This window comes from Psychromonas ingrahamii 37 (assembly GCF_000015285.1).
Lineage (GTDB): Bacteria > Pseudomonadota > Gammaproteobacteria > Enterobacterales > Psychromonadaceae > Psychromonas > Psychromonas ingrahamii.
Map to the genome: position 1 here is coordinate 1,038,887 of NC_008709.1, position 16,467 is coordinate 1,055,353.

General features: G+C 38.4%; 17 protein-coding genes and 1 rRNA gene. 12 read left to right on the plus strand and 6 right to left on the minus strand.

Features of this window, described 5'->3' with window-relative positions:
• Positions 1 to 116, plus strand: a 5S ribosomal RNA gene (gene rrf, locus PING_RS04365).
• Positions 117 to 1,170: 1,054 nt separating this feature from the next.
• The gene (locus tag PING_RS04370) at positions 1,171 to 1,854 is read left to right on the plus strand and encodes a DUF2982 domain-containing protein (RefSeq protein ID WP_011769234.1); all 684 of its coding nucleotides are present in this window, start codon (positions 1,171 to 1,173) and stop codon (positions 1,852 to 1,854) included.
• A gap of 124 nt (positions 1,855 to 1,978) precedes the next feature.
• On the opposite strand, the gene PING_RS04375 is transcribed toward PING_RS04370, so the two are convergent.
• Genes PING_RS04375 through PING_RS04395 form a run of 5 tightly spaced genes read right to left on the minus strand, consistent with a single transcriptional unit; the run spans position 1,979 to position 4,970 of the window.
• On the minus strand, positions 1,979 to 2,473 hold the full coding sequence (locus tag PING_RS04375) for a CreA family protein (protein WP_011769235.1): 495 nt from the start codon (positions 2,471 to 2,473) through the stop codon (positions 1,979 to 1,981).
• Between the two features lie 10 nt (positions 2,474 to 2,483).
• Complete coding sequence (locus PING_RS04380; protein ID WP_011769236.1) at positions 2,484 to 3,260, minus strand: Zn-ribbon-containing protein; 777 nt, start codon at positions 3,258 to 3,260, stop codon at positions 2,484 to 2,486.
• 2 nt (positions 3,261 to 3,262) lie between these two features.
• Complete coding sequence (locus PING_RS04385) at positions 3,263 to 3,589, minus strand: hypothetical protein (protein ID WP_011769237.1); 327 nt, start codon at positions 3,587 to 3,589, stop codon at positions 3,263 to 3,265.
• A gap of 11 nt (positions 3,590 to 3,600) precedes the next feature.
• Complete coding sequence (locus tag PING_RS04390; protein WP_011769238.1) at positions 3,601 to 3,918, minus strand: DUF3301 domain-containing protein; 318 nt, start codon at positions 3,916 to 3,918, stop codon at positions 3,601 to 3,603.
• Positions 3,919 to 3,929: 11 nt separating this feature from the next.
• Positions 3,930 to 4,970, minus strand: a complete 1,041-nt coding sequence (locus PING_RS04395; protein WP_011769239.1) for a DUF3549 family protein — start codon at positions 4,968 to 4,970, stop codon at positions 3,930 to 3,932.
• 223 nt (positions 4,971 to 5,193) lie between these two features.
• Between PING_RS04395 and PING_RS04400 the strand changes: the two genes are divergently transcribed.
• The 5 genes from PING_RS04400 (at position 5,194) to PING_RS04420 (ending at position 10,204) form a co-directional block, all read left to right on the plus strand.
• The gene (locus tag PING_RS04400) at positions 5,194 to 5,535 is read left to right on the plus strand and encodes a YqcC family protein (RefSeq protein ID WP_011769240.1); all 342 of its coding nucleotides are present in this window, start codon (positions 5,194 to 5,196) and stop codon (positions 5,533 to 5,535) included.
• Between the two features lie 188 nt (positions 5,536 to 5,723).
• A complete protein-coding gene (locus PING_RS04405) occupies positions 5,724 to 6,122 on the plus strand; it encodes a hypothetical protein (RefSeq protein ID WP_011769241.1) in 399 nt (132 codons plus the stop codon).
• A gap of 329 nt (positions 6,123 to 6,451) precedes the next feature.
• Complete coding sequence (locus PING_RS04410) at positions 6,452 to 8,251, plus strand: sensor histidine kinase (protein ID WP_011769242.1); 1,800 nt, start codon at positions 6,452 to 6,454, stop codon at positions 8,249 to 8,251.
• 237 nt (positions 8,252 to 8,488) lie between these two features.
• The gene (locus PING_RS04415) at positions 8,489 to 8,752 is read left to right on the plus strand and encodes a hypothetical protein (RefSeq protein ID WP_011769243.1); all 264 of its coding nucleotides are present in this window, start codon (positions 8,489 to 8,491) and stop codon (positions 8,750 to 8,752) included.
• 240 nt (positions 8,753 to 8,992) lie between these two features.
• Entirely contained in the window at positions 8,993 to 10,204 is a 1,212-nt protein-coding gene (locus PING_RS04420; RefSeq protein WP_011769244.1) for a DEAD/DEAH box helicase, read from the plus strand.
• A 126-nt stretch (positions 10,205 to 10,330) separates the two neighbouring features.
• Here the strand turns inward: PING_RS04420 and PING_RS04425 are convergent, their stop codons facing one another.
• Positions 10,331 to 11,203 carry a DUF2914 domain-containing protein gene (locus PING_RS04425; protein ID WP_011769245.1) on the minus strand — a complete coding sequence of 291 codons (873 nt, stop codon included), beginning with the start codon at positions 11,201 to 11,203 and terminating at the stop codon, positions 10,331 to 10,333.
• A gap of 541 nt (positions 11,204 to 11,744) precedes the next feature.
• Here PING_RS04425 and PING_RS04430 point away from each other — a divergent pair.
• From PING_RS04430 to groL, 5 genes are all read left to right on the plus strand, one after another.
• Complete coding sequence (locus PING_RS04430; protein ID WP_011769246.1) at positions 11,745 to 12,887, plus strand: 3-phenylpropionate MFS transporter; 1,143 nt, start codon at positions 11,745 to 11,747, stop codon at positions 12,885 to 12,887.
• Between the two features lie 174 nt (positions 12,888 to 13,061).
• A complete protein-coding gene (locus tag PING_RS04435) occupies positions 13,062 to 13,547 on the plus strand; it encodes an FxsA family protein (RefSeq protein WP_011769247.1) in 486 nt (161 codons plus the stop codon).
• A 196-nt stretch (positions 13,548 to 13,743) separates the two neighbouring features.
• Positions 13,744 to 13,989 carry a DUF1107 domain-containing protein gene (locus PING_RS04440; protein ID WP_011769248.1) on the plus strand — a complete coding sequence of 82 codons (246 nt, stop codon included), beginning with the start codon at positions 13,744 to 13,746 and terminating at the stop codon, positions 13,987 to 13,989.
• Positions 13,990 to 14,328: 339 nt separating this feature from the next.
• Complete coding sequence (locus PING_RS04445) at positions 14,329 to 14,619, plus strand: co-chaperone GroES (protein ID WP_011769249.1); 291 nt, start codon at positions 14,329 to 14,331, stop codon at positions 14,617 to 14,619.
• A gap of 68 nt (positions 14,620 to 14,687) precedes the next feature.
• A complete protein-coding gene (gene groL, locus PING_RS04450; RefSeq protein WP_011769250.1) occupies positions 14,688 to 16,322 on the plus strand; it encodes a chaperonin GroEL in 1,635 nt (544 codons plus the stop codon).
• The last annotated feature ends 145 nt before the right edge of the window (positions 16,323 to 16,467 follow it).

Sequence of the window (16,467 nt, forward strand, 5' to 3'; positions counted from 1 at the left end):
TCTAGTAAACATAGCGCTGTGGTACCACCTGATTCCATTCCGAACTCAGAAGTGAAACGCAGCTGCGCCGATGGTAGTGTGGGGTCTCCCCATGTGAGAGTAGGTCATTGCTAGACTCCTATTTAAAAAGGCCCCACTGGTTAATTCTGGTGGGGCCTTTTTGCTTTTAGCATTTATTGCTGTGGTACCATCAACGTCAAACAAAGTTTAATGCGCAACATCCATGTTGCTTACCCTACGGGCAGCGGTGCTGTTCAAAACGGCTATCCTGCCGTTTTGCCCTTCGTCCTCCGGACTAAGGGACCTTGTTTTCCTTCCCATTCCGAACTCAGCAGTGAAACGCAATTGCGCCGATGGTACTTAGTTGCATTTTGTTTCCTTGAACCTTGTTCAAGGGACTGCAATGCAAAAGGGGTCTCCCCATGTGAGAGTAGGGCGAGTTTGCCATAGGTAAGTGTCACGAGCGGACGAGCTCTGCGAGTCCTGTTCCATCGCGAATATCTCGCACAAGCTAAATGGTATTATGTTATCCGTAGGGTGCGCTCCGCGCACCGCAAGCGGCAGAAATTGGTGCGCGGAGCGCACCCTACGGGCTGTTTCATCGGCAATGTATTGCACAAGTCAGGCAATTAAATTTGATAATTTAGCCAACTTTGTATTTAAAGATTATGTACAAACGTTAGGGATCAGGTAGAAGAGGTAAAAACACTCTGCCAAAGAGAGTAGGCAAATCTGATCACTTAATTAATGCGTTTGGTATAATAAGCTGTTCTCCCATGGTTAAGGTAGAAAGCAATTCATGGGCATTTTTTATATCTCTAAATTTATTGAAATATATACTTTCCTAAGTGCTATTCTTCAGCTATTTTTAGGGTTATACCAATACCACTCATTGTCGATTCCTTTATTTTGGTTGGAAAATGTTCGCTAGAGATGAAACTATGTTTTAGTCTTTGAGATTAGTTTTATTTAGAACATTCTATTTTTTATCTCTTTTTGCTTAGCTGAAGCGGTGCAAAATCCTTCCATATTATTTTATGAAAGGATGGAAAAACGACTTCCTGCAACCTATGCATTGCTAGTGTTGATTTTTCTGGCGTACTACAAGATTACATTTTGAATGCATTTGCTATTATCATTGTATTAAAAAATTTTTAAGGAGTACGAGACTTGCAAAAAAAAGCACAAAGAGTCATTCAGGTTAAACCAAATTCAAAACATAATCGTTTATTTTTATTATGTTTAGGCTCTTTATTGTTGTGCGTTTGTTTGTTGTTAAATCTTGTATTTTGGGACGACTATAGGCTCCCGTTAATCTTTATTATGTCAGCCAGTTTTATCATGTTATTTGTTGCTTTGCTTAAATTTTTAGAGCCACCAATAAGTTACTTCATAACACCGGAGATTATCTCTTATTATCATTTTAACGGTCATTGGCATTTACCCTGGCAAGATATTCTGCGCATTGGTGATATCCCAGCTGATATACGGGGGCAGCATGTGAAATTACCTTATTTGGGCATAAAATTAAATAGCTTGGCAAATATAGCGCAAACTATCTCACCAAGGTTGGCTAATAAATTACTTCATGAGCAGTTGGAGCTATTAATGTTAGCGGTAAAAAACCGTGAAATTGATCTGCCAGAGGATCTGATTAACTTTGAACCCTTTGAATTAAATGGGGTTACCTACAAAGGCCCGATCGCCGCATGGTTATATCGGACAGAAGAGCTGAGTAAAGCTTATGGTTATCATCTCTATTTACCGATAAATAGTTTTGATCGTGAGTCAATGGAGTTTTTAGGTTTATTGAAAGAATGCCACCATTATATTAATAGCTACCAAGGCAACTAATTATTGCTGATCATATTAATGCATTGTAAAAAAAGTTTTATCTTATTCAAGCTCAAAAAAAAGCTTAATTATATAATAATTAAGCCTTTTAATAAAAAATGTATTAAATACTGTTAGCTGATACTTACTCTGCAGCTATCACAGGTGCAGAATAAGCTTTTGTTCCCCATAGTGGAACGGTAGACATTGCATGCTTAAAGCTACCCTCAATTTCTTTAGTGCTGTAGGAAATATAAAGTATCGTTTGTGTTGATTGATCAAAAATACGTCTGATTTTTAATGATTTAAATAAAATACTTTTCGATTTTGAGAAAACCACATCGCCACTTTTTGACTTATCTATAAGGCTGAGCATTTCTGGGGTGATTTCACCCGTTTGACGGCAGCTAATGGATGAATCCGATGGATCGGCAAAACTTAAATCAGCAACAATATTAGAAATATGGCAAGTTACACCAGGTATTAACGGATCATTTAGTTTTTCAATTTTAATATCTTTTGTGGTGAAAAGTCCCAGAGAAACCGTACCGACTTCATCTCTGGAGCAGCTGTATAAAACGAAAAAAGTGATAACAAGAATGATACCGATCGCGCCGAAAAACTTTATTTTTTTTACCATTATTTTTCCCTTATTTTTTGAAATCCCAAGATATGTTTGACAATAGTTTACATGGCTCACATTTGAAATCAAAGATATCAAATAATGGCGCAGCTAGTTTCCAATCTCCCCCACAAGCGGGGCATTTTCGCTCCTGTTCTGCTATTAAACTGTTACCGGCAACACGGTATAGGTAATAATAGGTTGGTACTTTAGTAATCTCTTCAATGCGCTCACATAAATTAGTGCCGCGATAAAATAGTCTGCTGCCGATCTCGCCAATCTCTTTTAAAGCAACGCTCGAAACCGCTGAACCGTTCATTTGCAGTTCATCGCAATTAATCCACTCTTCCTGCCATTTTAGAATGGCTTTACGATCTCCATTACTAATTGCTTCGGGCGTTCGATAGAGCGGAATAGGGGCGAGGCTTTCACCGCAGCGCAGTGGGGAGCAGGTATCTAAAAAAGTTGTGTATAAAAGCTGCCAACTTGGTTGAAATTTCTCTGCGCAGCACAAAGAGTTTAAATCTTCAGCAATATTTTTGATTTTAGGTGAAAGTAATCCAGCTTCTGTTAAACCCTGTAATGCCTGCTTTACTTGCGGGCTATTAAAAATATCATTTAAACTGTTTTCTTCCGGGCAGACCAAGCTTGAGACAAACCAAGCCTCAAACATGGCGATCGGAAATTCACGACCCAGAATTTGTCCATTATAGCGTAACATATCAAAGTAGTTATTAATGGCTTTTTCAACGGCTGCGTACTGGGTATTTTTATAACACTCAAAAGTTATCTCTTTAATAAACACGGCTACTCTTTTTCTTGTATTTTAAGTTGTTTTTTTAAATCAACAAGTTGTTTAGTTAACAACTCAACCTGTTTTATTAAAGGCGCAATGGCTTGATTAATTTTAGTGTCGATTAAGGTCTCGATCGTTGTGTTACTGTCCAAATTTTCACTTGCTGTTACTTCTGTTGGAATATTGATGACTTTATGAGGATCATTGATCCACATTTTTAGACCTTGAATAATCGTTGGCAAGGGCACATTTTTAGGCAAGCGTGCTTTGATCAATGCGGTATTAGGTTGTTTACCTTCTTTGGCAATCTGCTGTGCAATTAGAATAATACTATCCATAAAAAGCCTTGTTATAAATTAAGTGAATGGGGGGATTCCACCGAGCGGTAAACTGGCAGTTCAAATCTTGGCCGGCGTAATCCGCGCATAAATAAATGCCCCTGGTAGTTGTTGTTGTTGTCACTGCTAAATTCAAAAACGAAACTGGCCTGTAAAAAGTGTTCACCTAATTTAAAATTAAAGTTAGAACGAGAAACCGACAGTAACTGCAGATCTAATTTAAAACAATGCTGGGTGATCTGCTCTCGAGCATATTCCGATTGTTTACGTAATTTCCAAATAATAGCGCTCAAAAGTACCGTTAATAAAATAAATAGCAGCTCGACCATTATAACTCCACCTAATTTTGACTACCTGAAAATAATCGTCCAATCGCTTCTGTTAAAGCGGGTGAGCGTGCTGGTAAACGTATTTGTCTGAGCACTTTTTCGCGTAATAAAGGAATCGCAACAATATCTGTAAAGAGCTGCGGAAAAAGTGCTGCTTGGTTATTTGCTAAAGATTCAAGAAAGCGATTAAGTAAGGTTTCATCTTCAAGCACTGTCCATAAACGTCCTGCAATACCCACATACCAATGTACGTTATGGATTAAGTCCGAAGAAAATTGCTCTTCTATCAATTTTTTGGTGATAGCAATAGAGGGGGAACTTGCCAATGCCCGTAATAATAAAATCGCATTTTCCTGGCGATTTTCCTGCAGTTCGACTCTTATTTGTGTGGCAATTGCCTGGTGTAAATCAGGATTTATTTTATTCTGATGCTCTAAACACAATGCGAGGGACTGCAAAGGCTGTTGTGGTAAATAAGGGAGAGCATTAATTAAATTCTGCTGATTATTATCATGATCTAAACGGGCAGTTAAGTCGGCAATCCCCTGAATGCCGAGTTCTTGCCACTCTTTCCAGCTTGTTGAACCTGAAAAATAGCGCTGTGCACCGCGATAAAAAGAGGAAGCTGGGCGAATGAAACGGGCATTCATAATCGCATTAAAAATAGCCAATTTTTCTGTGCTTGGCTTAAATAGAAACGGGTTACTGGCCATGCGCTCTTGTAATTTATCACTCACATCTGCGGTTAAATCCTCACCCAGCGCTTCTACAACCATTTTGATAAAGCTTATCTGTGCGGGGATTTGTAATAAACCCTGCTCATCTAATGGCATTTTTAAAAACCAAATGAAGTGTTCTTTTTGTGCATCCGTTTGCCAAAACGTTAATGCAATAAAAGCGTGCTGCTGAATGGGGTAGGGGTAAGGTAATTGGTTAAGTTCAATCTCTTTAAAAAAGCTGTTGGATATGTTGCAAACTTTACGTCCCAAATCATAAACACTAAATTGGCAATTTGATTGTTTTAAAAATTCGCTAAGGTTATTTATGTTCATAGTTATTTGTTCTGCTATTTAGTAAAGTGTCTGGATTATATCAATTACTAACTTGATATTGTTAGGAGTTTATATGATTTTGCTAACCCGTGGCTGCAGCTTCTATAAGTAAGCTGGGATTATACAGAGTCTTAAACTTTTGGCTAACCAATGAGTCAGTGATCTCTGCCGCCTTAATCTATATGATATTGGCATTATAAATCTATTTCAGTTAGAAAGAATCATGTTAAAAATTGAATCGGAATTAAAAAAACGCCGCCTTATTTTGCCTTTATTGACTGCATTAGAAGATGAATTACGTAATAAGGGCTTATGGCAGGAGATTAAACCTGACCAGCAGGCACTCGATAGCAGGGAACCTTTTGCGATTGACAGCTTAAGCTTTGTGCAGTGGTTACAATTTATTTTCTTAGATAAGATGGCTAAACTTGTGCGTTTGCCGCAACCCTTACCAAGTGGAATGCAGGTCTTACCGATGGCGCAGGAATATTTTAAAAGTTTGCCGGTCAATAGTGCTGAAATAACCGATATTATCGGCCGTATTGATTTGTTATTTAGCGAATAATTTGCAACCCAGCCAGGTGAACTCTTTAAGGGGCAAGATGTTAAGGGGGAGCTTTATTGACTATACATTAAACCATGATATTGGGTCAGGCAAGGGTGGGGGAGTTTATGTTTTTTAAAACAATCTCTTTGTCTAAACTGCGGTTAAGTTATTGCTAGCGGTTATTTTTTAATTAATTTGAATGTTTAATGATGCACCTGCTGGCGATTATCGCCGATCTTTATACACCTCTTTTAATCTTTATCTGGTTATTTTATTTATATCAGGAAGGTGCAACCCGTGGTGCCGAAATAAAGGTTTTATTGCTTTCATTACTGCTTGTTTATACCGTTATGTTTTTAGATAACTATTTCAATATATGGGCAACTTGGGAATTGGATTACAGCACTCATAGCGGGCTGGCATTGATCTTTGTGGTTAACTTAACCTGGCGAAATAAAATATTGCGGCTGTTCGCTCCATTGTCTTTACTTGTTTATTGCTGTTTAATGCTGAAACTTAACTACCACTCCTTTGCTGATATTCTTACGACTCTATTAGTGTTATTACCTGCACTGCTGTATTGGCAAAAAGGGTTAAAAAACTAACCTTTTTTCAAATAATATTGAGCAGTTAATGTTATGTGTCATTTTTTAAAGTTGAGGTGAAAAAAATATCATTAGTTCTTAATTAATTCGTCATATCACTGTAAGATCCCGTCAAACACTGATTATAAGAAGGATTTTTATGAGCAATAAAAAAATAAAGGCAGTAGAAGATAACGCCTATATTATCGAAGCACCCAGTGATTGTTTACAGCGGCAAGGTTTTGATGTCATGATTACAGTGACTTATGTTTAAGGTTTAGTACTTATAAATTAATACCTCCACCCTATCGTTTTATTAGATCTATCGCGTTATAGAAAATGAGTCATACATGTTAAAATCATCTCTGTTTAAACCCAGTTTACTGCGTCGTTTATTTGTCGGGTATGTGGTTCTTATACTAAGTCTAACCATTATTGTGAGTGTATTAATTAGCCGACAAACTACTGAAAATACCTTACAAGAAATCCATCATTCTTTACTTATTCGCGCACAGTTTTTGGCCGAATTATCAAAATCTGTTTTCCCCACACCTCCTCAAGCATCATTGGCTGCCCTCAATCAGAAAATTGTAGCATTAGGTAAAAAAACACAAAGTAGACTAACACTTATTACCGAAAACGGCAGAGTATTGGCCGACTCCCAAAAAGCCCCTCAGAGCATGGATAATCACGCTAATCGCCCCGAAATTATCGCAGCACGGCAACAACATATTGTCCCCACCACGCGATTTAGCGATACTTTACAAAAAAATATGATTTATCTCGCACTGCCCATTATTATTGAGCAAAAAGTTCAGGGTTTTGTTCGTGTGTCTTTACCGATCACTATAATAGATAACAAATTATCGCAATTACGTTTTGCATTGGCACTCAGTGCCTTTATTTCTGCGTTAGTGGCATTAATTTTAGGTTATTATTTTGTGGAACGTTTTTCAGCACCGTTAAGAAAAATAACGGCAGTGGCAGAGGCTATCTCCAAAGGTGATTATAGCAAACGTATTATTACCCATCAAAAGGACGAAATTGGCTTATTGGCAAATTCCTTTAATCTGATGGCACAAAGCGCTGAAAAACGCCTCGATCAAATTGAAACAGAACGCAACCGTTTAGCCATCATTTTTGCGGGTATGGTGGAAGGGGTTATTTATATTAATGAGCACCTTCAGATTATCCACATGAATCAAGTGGCCGCGCAGATGTTTAACTTGTCGAATACTAGCTCTATTAATCAACCCTTAGCAGAACAGATTCCGGTACCTGAGATAACAGCTGCAGTGCAGGCTGCGATTGCAAACCAAGGTGTGGTTAAAACGAAAATTCAAAATAATGATCACGCTAAAAATGCCGAAGTTATCGATATTTATGTTGCCGCACTCAGTAATGATTTAGGTGAATCTGTTGGCGTTGTGGTGGTACTCAATGATATATCTGAGCTTGCTTATTTGGAAAGAGTACGGCGTGATTTTGTTGCAAATGCCTCTCACGAGCTTAAAACCCCAATCACGGTGATCTTGGGTTTAGCTGAAACCATATTAGATTATAAAGATATGCCTGAGAACATGCGCACTCGGTTTATGGGTGATATACAAACACAAACATTGCGCCTTTCTTCATTAGTTACTGATTTAATGAGTATCTCTCGTTTAGAAACAACTCAAAATGGCGTAATGACTGAAACAGTAGATTTAACGGCCAGTGTCAAAAATGCGCTTTCTAATGTAGATAATATTTGCCGGGAGAAAAAAATAACCCTTTCAAATAGGTTACCAAAGGGAGAAATGTTGATCAATGGTGACAAGGAAGAAATAAATCAACTCATTGATAATCTGATCGGTAATGCCATTAAATACACACCTTCGTTAGGTCATGTCAGTGTGACTTTAAAAGCGTTAGATGAGCAGGCTCAGATAATAGTAAAGGATACCGGCATTGGTATCAGTTTGTCACATCAGCAACGTATTTTTGAACGCTTCTATCGTGTCGATAAAGCTCGCTCCCGGGATTTAGGTGGAACAGGATTAGGTCTATCGATTGTAAAAAATATTGTTGAAAAACATAAAGGAACTATCTCCGTTAGCAGTATCGAAAATCATGGTTCGACGTTTACCCTGTTGCTGCCACTGAGTTAATGTGAATATTAACTTTATCGCCTCTGGAAGCGGCTTAAGCATCGCGCACCTGTTATATAACAACTTATGTAACAACAGCAGAGTCAGTTAAAATTACTCTCTTCCGATAGCAATAATGGGATCTAACTTACTGTTTGAGATGATCAATTTTGTTATAAAAAGGACTATCATTAATGAATAAACGATCTGTGTTTATATACAATCTGATGCTTTATTGTAGGGCTCTGGGAGAGTGTTATGTCAACAGGAAAACATAAGCGTAAAACGGTCAATCATTCGAATCAAAATAAGATTCTAAAAAATGCGAATAAACACCCTGGTGTGATTAGCCGATATCCTCAGCTTTTCCTTTTTATTGGTATGTTGTTGATCGTAACAGGGATCTGTTTAATTACTATTGGCATACCTAATAATGCAAAACTTGGACTGGCGATGCTGTCCATTTTTTTTGGTATAACAACCGCCATTTTTGCTAACTCAGCCTTACCAAAGAAGCAGTAAAACAGATAAAGTGGTGCATTCCTAACAGCAACTGCGTAAATTGTTTTGAAGGTGAGATAAAGGGGGCTTTTATAATAAAAACCTCCATCTGCAACGAGCAACAACTGTGCTGATTAAGTGCGTTTATGTCTGTATCTTGGTGTCCCCGAATGCTGTATTTCATGCTAGAATGCTTACCTTCTAAGGTTATTACCTTTATACCTAACTGTTTATTTATTAATCATACCCCTGAGATGCCAAATGCTATTTTCCACCCTTAAATTAAGCGATCCGATTGTCAAAGCGGTAACTGAGCTCGGTTACCAAACCCCGACACCTATTCAAGAGCAGGCTATTCCTGTTATTTTAGCGGGTAAAAACCTGATCGCCGCTGCGCAGACAGGCACAGGTAAAACAGCCAGTTTTGTCTTACCTATATTACAAAACCTGATTGATGCGCCTGCTGTGCGGGCAAAGCGTATTCGCGTCTTAATCCTGACACCCACTCGAGAACTGGCTGTACAGGTTGAGAATAATATTGCCCAATACGGAAAATATCTGCCCCTTAAATCGATGGCTATGTATGGTGGTGTTGACTCAGAGCCCCAAAAGCAGCAGCTGATCGAAGGTGTTGATATTTTAGTCGCCACACCGGGCCGGTTATTGGATATGTATACTCGTCGAGCGATCCATTTTGATGAGTTAGAAGTGTTAGTGATAGATGAAGCCGACCGTATGCTCGATATGGGGTTTTTGCCTGATATTAATAAAATTGTTGAACGCTTACCGTTACAAAGACAGAACCTGCTGTTTTCAGCAACGCTTTCTGATCAAGTCCGCTTTTTAGCTAAAACGGCTATTACCGATGCTGTTGAAATAGCAATTTCTCCTGATTACAGAACCGCGCCTCAGATTGAGCAATGCTTGATCAGTGTTGATAAAGATAATAAATCTGCATTGCTGAGTCATTTAATCATAGAGAATCAGTGGCAACAGGCACTTATCTTTATCGAAACTAAACGTGGCGCGGCTAAGTTAGTCAGTCAGCTTGAAAAACGTGGTATTAAAGCTGAGGCTATCCATAGTGGTCGCAGCCAGGCAGTACGAACGCAACTTTTAGCGGACTTTAAATCGGGGCAACTCAACTTTTTAGTGGCGACGGGGATTGCTGCACGGGGTATTGATATTGACTCACTTGCTCGCGTGGTTAACTATGATTTACCCGACGAAGCCGATGATTATGTGCACCGCATTGGCCGTACCGGTCGTGCAGGCGTATCAGGTGAAGCGATTTCATTTGTTTCCCGAGATGATTTTAGAAACCTTTGTGCTATCGAAAATCGTTTGGGCGAATTTATTACCCGCAAAAAAATTGACGGATTTGAGCCAAAATTAGAAGTGCCAGCCTCGAATGTTGCTTATGCTCCAAAGAAACCCCAAAAACCGAGACGCCATAACGCCAAGAACAAGTAGTCTCATCACCGGGAAAAATATAGTCAAACCGCTGGGAAATACAGAAATCTGCGTTTTCAAATGGTTTGGCTCTTATTTATTTTGCACATCTAGCGAGTAGCTAATTAGTAGCTAATTAGTAGCTAATTAGTAGCTAAATTGATTGATAGCGAGATTTTCCCCTGTGTGATTTTGTAACTCAACTTTCCATTCGCCGTGCATATCGGGCTGAATAAACTTACTTGAGTAACTTCTCCAACGATTAGCGCCGACCTCTACTTTGATTTTCGCTATATTTTTGCCATTCAAGCTCCATTGGTAATAGAGAGTTTGATCTTTTAATCCATTAACATCGGAGTATGCATAGACAGTCGCAATATTGTTGCTGTCAAAATGAACCTTATCGATAGTGCCGATCGGTTCATTGCCTTCGACGGCTTGGGAAATAACAAAACGAATGACGTTATCAGAGAATGATTTTTTCAGGGATTGGGTAAATAGTCGCTCTGAAATAGACTTTTTTTCAGAAACTGCGGGCTTAATGAGGGTGATCTCTGCAGGAATCGTCTTTGTTTCCGTCGCTGCAGGCTTTACTGTTCTGACCGCGGATGGACTGATTTCCACTGCTTGTATTAGGGACTCATTCGAAGGCCCTGAAGGTGTTTTTTTGCTCTCTATTTTAGCTGTTTTCGGTAAACTGTTTTCTACTGCCGGAAGTGCCGTTGCCGTCAGCTGAGATTCTTTTTGTAACGCAGCTAAAACGGCCTCTTTTTTCAGCGATGATTGATCTTGATAGGCGATGTTCTTATCCGTGACTGATTTTACATATTCGCTATCAATCTTCTCTTGATTTAAATAATAGGAGCCCGCGCTAAGCAGGGAAGCGATGGTAACTACCGCGGCCAAGGAAATGCCTGTAATTCTTCCCCAGTGGTAATGATAGCGTTTTTTATTTTCAGGCGCTCTGTCTTTTTCTGCGCGAAAATTAATGCGTATGGTGAGTTTTTTTAGTTTATTCATTTTATGATGCTCACAGGCGTTGATAGGAATAATGCAGATTGGTACCATTCATACTTTATTTTAGTCTATTATTTGCCTGATGCGAGGGCCAATCAGGCAGCTAAAAGATAAGATGCAAATTATAAGAAAAACTCGAGGAATGGGTATGCTGATTTTTTGAAAATTTGATTTTTTGCAACTTTAAAAAACTGCTGCTTAGGGTGATGATCATCATAAAATGTTAACAAAAAAGTCTCTATTATCAGGATGTTCCTGAGAAGGGGAGTTAAAGGTTTTTATCTTTTATTCTTTAATCTTAATAAGATATATTCATTGGCTTAAGTGATAGTGAACAATACTCTTTTTTAGGCTGCAATAATCATGTAAGTATGTGAATTTCAAGTAAGTAAAATTTTATGCCAAAGCCGCAATAAAAAAACGTCGGAATCGAGTTACAGTGTCATTTTTAACTTGTTACTGTCAGTTTCCCGCTATGGTGATCTAACATTTTCTTGATTCTCTTGATTCTTTTTATTTCTTTCTAACCCTTTCGAGGTGCACCTTGTTTGCTATCCCTGCTTCATTTTGGTTGAGCTTATATTTTATTAGTTTTTTTTTTATTTGGGGAGTGTTTTTACCATTTTGGGGTATTTGGTTATCGGGTAAGGGCATGTCCAGTGAAAGTATAGGTTTGTTTTTTTCAGTCGGTTTACTGTTAAGGTTTGTCAGTAATCTGACCTTATTACCTATGGTCTCCAGTGCGAAATCCACATTACGTTTATTAAGAATATTAGGATTTTTCACGGTACTGGCTTTTGCATTGTTATTATTTTTTAATGGTTATATGTGGTTAGCCGGCATTACGTTAGTTGCCAATTTTATGATGGGGCCATTAGCGCCTTTAGGTGACCTTATTGGTGCCCGTTTAGTGAATCAAATTCAGCTCGATTATGGCAGGGTTCGTTTATGGGGTTCTCTTAGTTTTATTGTCGGTTCAACCAGTGTTGGTTGGTTGATTGTTGGGTTAGGAAACGATGCGATTTTATGGTCAATTATGGGTGCGGCATTAATAATGTGGTTACTTTCATTATTAAACTTATCGCCGCAATTGCATGATCAAATTGACTTAAACTTAGATGAAAAAAAATCTCTGTTTACACTGTTTAAACGACCCAGTGTACTGTTTTTTTTAATTATTGTTGGCTCAATTCAGGGAAGTCATGGTGCTTTTTATGCCTTTGGTACTATTCACTGGAATGCAATTGGCCTTTCAGGTGTGAGTATTGCCTGGTTATGGGCAATCGGTGTTTTTGCTGAAATATTATTAATGCGTTTTAATAAAAAATTATTTATCAACTGGTCAATTAAGCAGATGCTGTTATTAGGTCTTATTGCCGCGATAATTAGGTGGTTGGTCTTTTCCGTTAGTGATGATTTTTATGTGCTGGCAATTTTTCAAACCTTTCACGCATTAACGTTCGCGGTGACACATTTAGCGGCTATTCGTTATATTAGTTTACAAAAAAACGCAGAAATGGTCTCTTATCAATCACTCTACTCCGCAGTGGCGTTAGGTTTAATGATGGCAGGATTCACTTATCTTTCCGGTCTTTTTTATGAAGAGCTACATGGTTATATCTTCTTAATCATGTCTCTATTATTAATGCCTGTTTTTTGGTGTATTAAAAGATGGAAAGCTGAATAAGTGACCCCCTTTTTAGTTTTAACACTATTTAATACATTAATGAATTAAATAGTGAACTTCTAAGGTATTTCTTAGACAAAACCTTGTTACTACCAAGGTAATTGGTTTTTGTATTGAATTATTAAAAATTGCCCCCAAATGAGTACCAGTAATATTTTAATTTTAGGAGTAAGTATGTTTGCAAAGTTATTTTTAACTATGGTCAGCGTTTCTTTGTTAGAGATTTATGTTCTGATCAAAGTGGGTGGTTTTTTAGGTGCGTGGCCAACGGTCGCTTTAGTGGTAGTCACTGCATTTGTTGGCTCAGCACTAGTACGTAGCCAGGGTTTACAGGTATTACGAGAATTTCAACAACGCATTGCCCAGGGAGAGTTGCCCGGACAGCAGTTAATTGAAGGTTTTATGTTACTTGTTACCGGGGTATTACTGGTCACGCCTGGTTTTGTAACGGATTTTTTAGGGTTATTAATTTTACAGCCAAGCATTCGCAGCAGGGTTGCTAAATATATATTAGATAATGTTCAAATAAATTCAGCAATGTCTGGCGGGTTTTCCCAATCATCAAGCGGCTCAACTTCTGGTGATAATTTTAAAAATAAAAAATCCAATGACAATATCATCGAAGGTGAATTTGAACGTAAAGATGATAATAAAGACTAGTCGCAGATAAGTATCCTGATTGTGAAATTTTTATTAAATAACAGTTTGTAAAATAGAGCTAAGTCATAAAGTTGAAATAATGTGTTAACATCATATTGTCCACGTTTTATTATCAAGTTAATATAAATAAATAATGAATAATAACTAAAGAATAAAAATACAAAACTTTATAAATGGAACTTAACAGGGGTCAAAAGTGAATATCAAGAAATCTATTACACTGCGAACGTTTAAAAAATACCAACCACGCCAAATTGCCAAGTTTGTACGAGCGTTTTTTAATGGTCGTATATTTATTGTAGGCTTGGGGAGATTAAGGGTTATTGAAGGTAAGGTAGCAATTTACCAGCATCAAAAAAACGATAAAAATTTCCAGATTACGGTCAGTGAAATCAATCGCATCATTAATGAACTATCCCAAGCTAAAGTTTCATCTTTTTAATCTGTTATCACGCAGAGTAGGTTTTCGAGCAAACCGTTTATCGGCTCAACACCACCCTGCTCAGCGTTCAATGCATTGATTTGTAATGCATTGATTTGTAATGCATTGATTTATAATGACTAAATTTCATCTTCAGGTATCCCCTCCTTGTTTATAAGAAAGGGGTTATCCCCCGGTTTGCAAAATCCTGCCTCTTCAGTTGCTTGTTTATATTCAAAACTGCCATTTTAAGACCGTTTTTTGCAAAAAATTATTTTTTTATCCTTTTTACTTGAAAACTAATTTTTAAGCACCATCTATGAGCTACGTACAAGTATCTATTACCCTTGAGGAAAAAACATGACTATTCGTCCATTACATGACCGAGTTATTTTAAAGCGTACAGAAAAAGAAACTAAATCAGCTGGTGGTATTGTCTTAACAGGCAGCGCAGCTGAAAAATCGACACGTGGTGAAGTCCTTGCTGTCGGTAAAGGTCGTATTCTAGATAACGGTGAAGTGAAACCCCTTGATGTGAAAGTGGGTGATACTGTTATTTTTATTGAAGGTTACGGCTTAAAAACAGAAAAAATTGAAGGCGAAGAAGTCCTTATTTTAAGTGAAAACGATATCCTTGCCGTCGTTGAATAACGCCTATCTGCTTCTCTAGCGTTCAACAAGTAAGACTCTCAATATTAAAGATTTAAAGGAATATAATAATGTCTAAAGAAATTAAATTTGGAAATGATTCTCGTAGCAAAATGTTAAACGGCGTTAATATCTTAGCCGATGCAGTTAAAATCACTTTAGGGCCAAAGGGTCGTAATGTTGTGATCGATAAAAGTTACGGTGCGCCACAAATTACCAAAGACGGTGTCACGGTTGCTAAAGAAATTGAACTGGAAGATAAGTTTGAAAACATGGGCGCACAGATGGTAAAAGATGTTGCGTCACAAACTAATGATGCTGCCGGTGACGGAACAACAACGGCAACCGTATTGGCGCAGGCTATTATTGCTGATGGTTTAAAAGCCGTTGCTGCTGGTATGAATCCAATGGATTTAAAACGCGGTATTGATCAAACCGTAAAAGCGGCTGTTGCTGAGTTAAAAAAATTATCTACACCTTGTTCAGATTCAAAAGCCATCACACAGGTAGGCACTATCTCAGCCAACTCGGATCATGAAATTGGTGAAATCATTGCGCAAGCGATGCAAAAAGTTGGTAACCAGGGTGTTATCACGGTAGAAGAAGGTCAAGGTCTAGAAACTGAATTAGACGTGGTTGAAGGTATGCAGTTTGATCGTGGTTACCTGTCTCCTTACTTTATGACAAATCATGAATCCGGTACGGTTGAACTTGAAAACCCGTATATTTTATTAGTTGATAAAAAAATCGGTAATATTCGTGAATTATTGCCTACATTAGAAGCCGTTGCAAAAGCCTCTAAGCCATTACTGATTATTGCAGAAGATGTAGAAGGTGAAGCATTAGCAACATTAGTAGTCAACAATATGCGTGGTATCGTTAAAGTCTGCGCCGTTAAAGCACCTGGTTTTGGTGATCGCCGTAAAGCAATGTTACAAGATATTGCCACATTAACGGGCGGTACGGTTATCTCTGAAGAGATTGGTTTGGATATGGAAAAAGTCCAACTTGAAGATTTAGGTCAGGCTAAACGTGTTGTGATCAACAAAGATGAAACCACTATTATTGATGGTATTGGTGACGAGTCCGTTATCAATGCACGAGTAAGCCAAATTAAACAACAAATTGAAGCTTCCACGTCTGACTACGATAAAGAAAAACTGCAGGAACGTTCAGCTAAATTAGCTGGTGGTGTTGCGGTTATTAAAGTTGGCGCATCCACTGAAGTTGAAATGAAAGAGAAAAAAGATCGCGTAGATGATGCATTGCATGCAACACGTGCTGCGGTTGAAGAAGGTGTTGTTGCCGGTGGTGGTGTTGCTCTGGTACGTGTCGCTGCTATATTAAAAGGCTTAACGGGTGAGAACGAAGATCAGAATGTGGGTATTCGTGTTGCACTGCGCGCCATGGAAGCACCATTGCGTCAAATCGTAGAAAACTGCGGTGAAGAAGCTTCTGTTGTAGCAAACAATGTGCGCCAGGGTGAAGGAAACTACGGTTACAATGCAACTACAGGTGAATACGGTGATATGTTAGAGATGGGTATTATTGACCCGACTAAAGTAGCCCGTAGCGCACTGCAGTTTGCTGCATCGGTAGCTGCTCTTATGATCACGACTGAATGTATGATCACCGATCGCCCTGTTGCGGCTTCAGCAGCAGCGCCTGATATGGGCGGTATGGGTGGAATGGGCGGTATGATGTGATCATCCTTTGATTATTTTATAGGAACTCATCACGTTTCATTAAGCCCGTAAAGCCATGCTTTACGGGCTTTTTTTTGTATTAATATCGGCATAAGCTGGTGGTTTGAAAAAAGTATTTGAAAAATAGCATGGTTTTGGAGACGGT

Coding starts and splice junctions, on each gene's coding strand:
- PING_RS04375 (WP_011769235.1), bottom strand. CDS start 2,473: ATGGTAAAAAAAATAAAGTTTTTCGGCGCGATCGGTATCATTCTTGTT.
- PING_RS04385 (WP_011769237.1), bottom strand. CDS start 3,589: ATGGATAGTATTATTCTAATTGCACAGCAGATTGCCAAAGAAGGTAAA.
- PING_RS04390 (WP_011769238.1), bottom strand. CDS start 3,918: ATGGTCGAGCTGCTATTTATTTTATTAACGGTACTTTTGAGCGCTATT.
- PING_RS04395 (WP_011769239.1), bottom strand. CDS start 4,970: ATGAACATAAATAACCTTAGCGAATTTTTAAAACAATCAAATTGCCAA.
- PING_RS04400 (WP_011769240.1), top strand. CDS start 5,194: ATGTTAAAAATTGAATCGGAATTAAAAAAACGCCGCCTTATTTTGCCT.
- PING_RS04405 (WP_011769241.1), top strand. CDS start 5,724: ATGATGCACCTGCTGGCGATTATCGCCGATCTTTATACACCTCTTTTA.
- PING_RS04410 (WP_011769242.1), top strand. CDS start 6,452: ATGTTAAAATCATCTCTGTTTAAACCCAGTTTACTGCGTCGTTTATTT.
- PING_RS04415 (WP_011769243.1), top strand. CDS start 8,489: ATGTCAACAGGAAAACATAAGCGTAAAACGGTCAATCATTCGAATCAA.
- PING_RS04420 (WP_011769244.1), top strand. CDS start 8,993: ATGCTATTTTCCACCCTTAAATTAAGCGATCCGATTGTCAAAGCGGTA.
- PING_RS04425 (WP_011769245.1), bottom strand. CDS start 11,203: ATGAATAAACTAAAAAAACTCACCATACGCATTAATTTTCGCGCAGAA.
- PING_RS04435 (WP_011769247.1), top strand. CDS start 13,062: ATGTTTGCAAAGTTATTTTTAACTATGGTCAGCGTTTCTTTGTTAGAG.
- PING_RS04445 (WP_011769249.1), top strand. CDS start 14,329: ATGACTATTCGTCCATTACATGACCGAGTTATTTTAAAGCGTACAGAA.
- groL (WP_011769250.1), top strand. CDS start 14,688: ATGTCTAAAGAAATTAAATTTGGAAATGATTCTCGTAGCAAAATGTTA.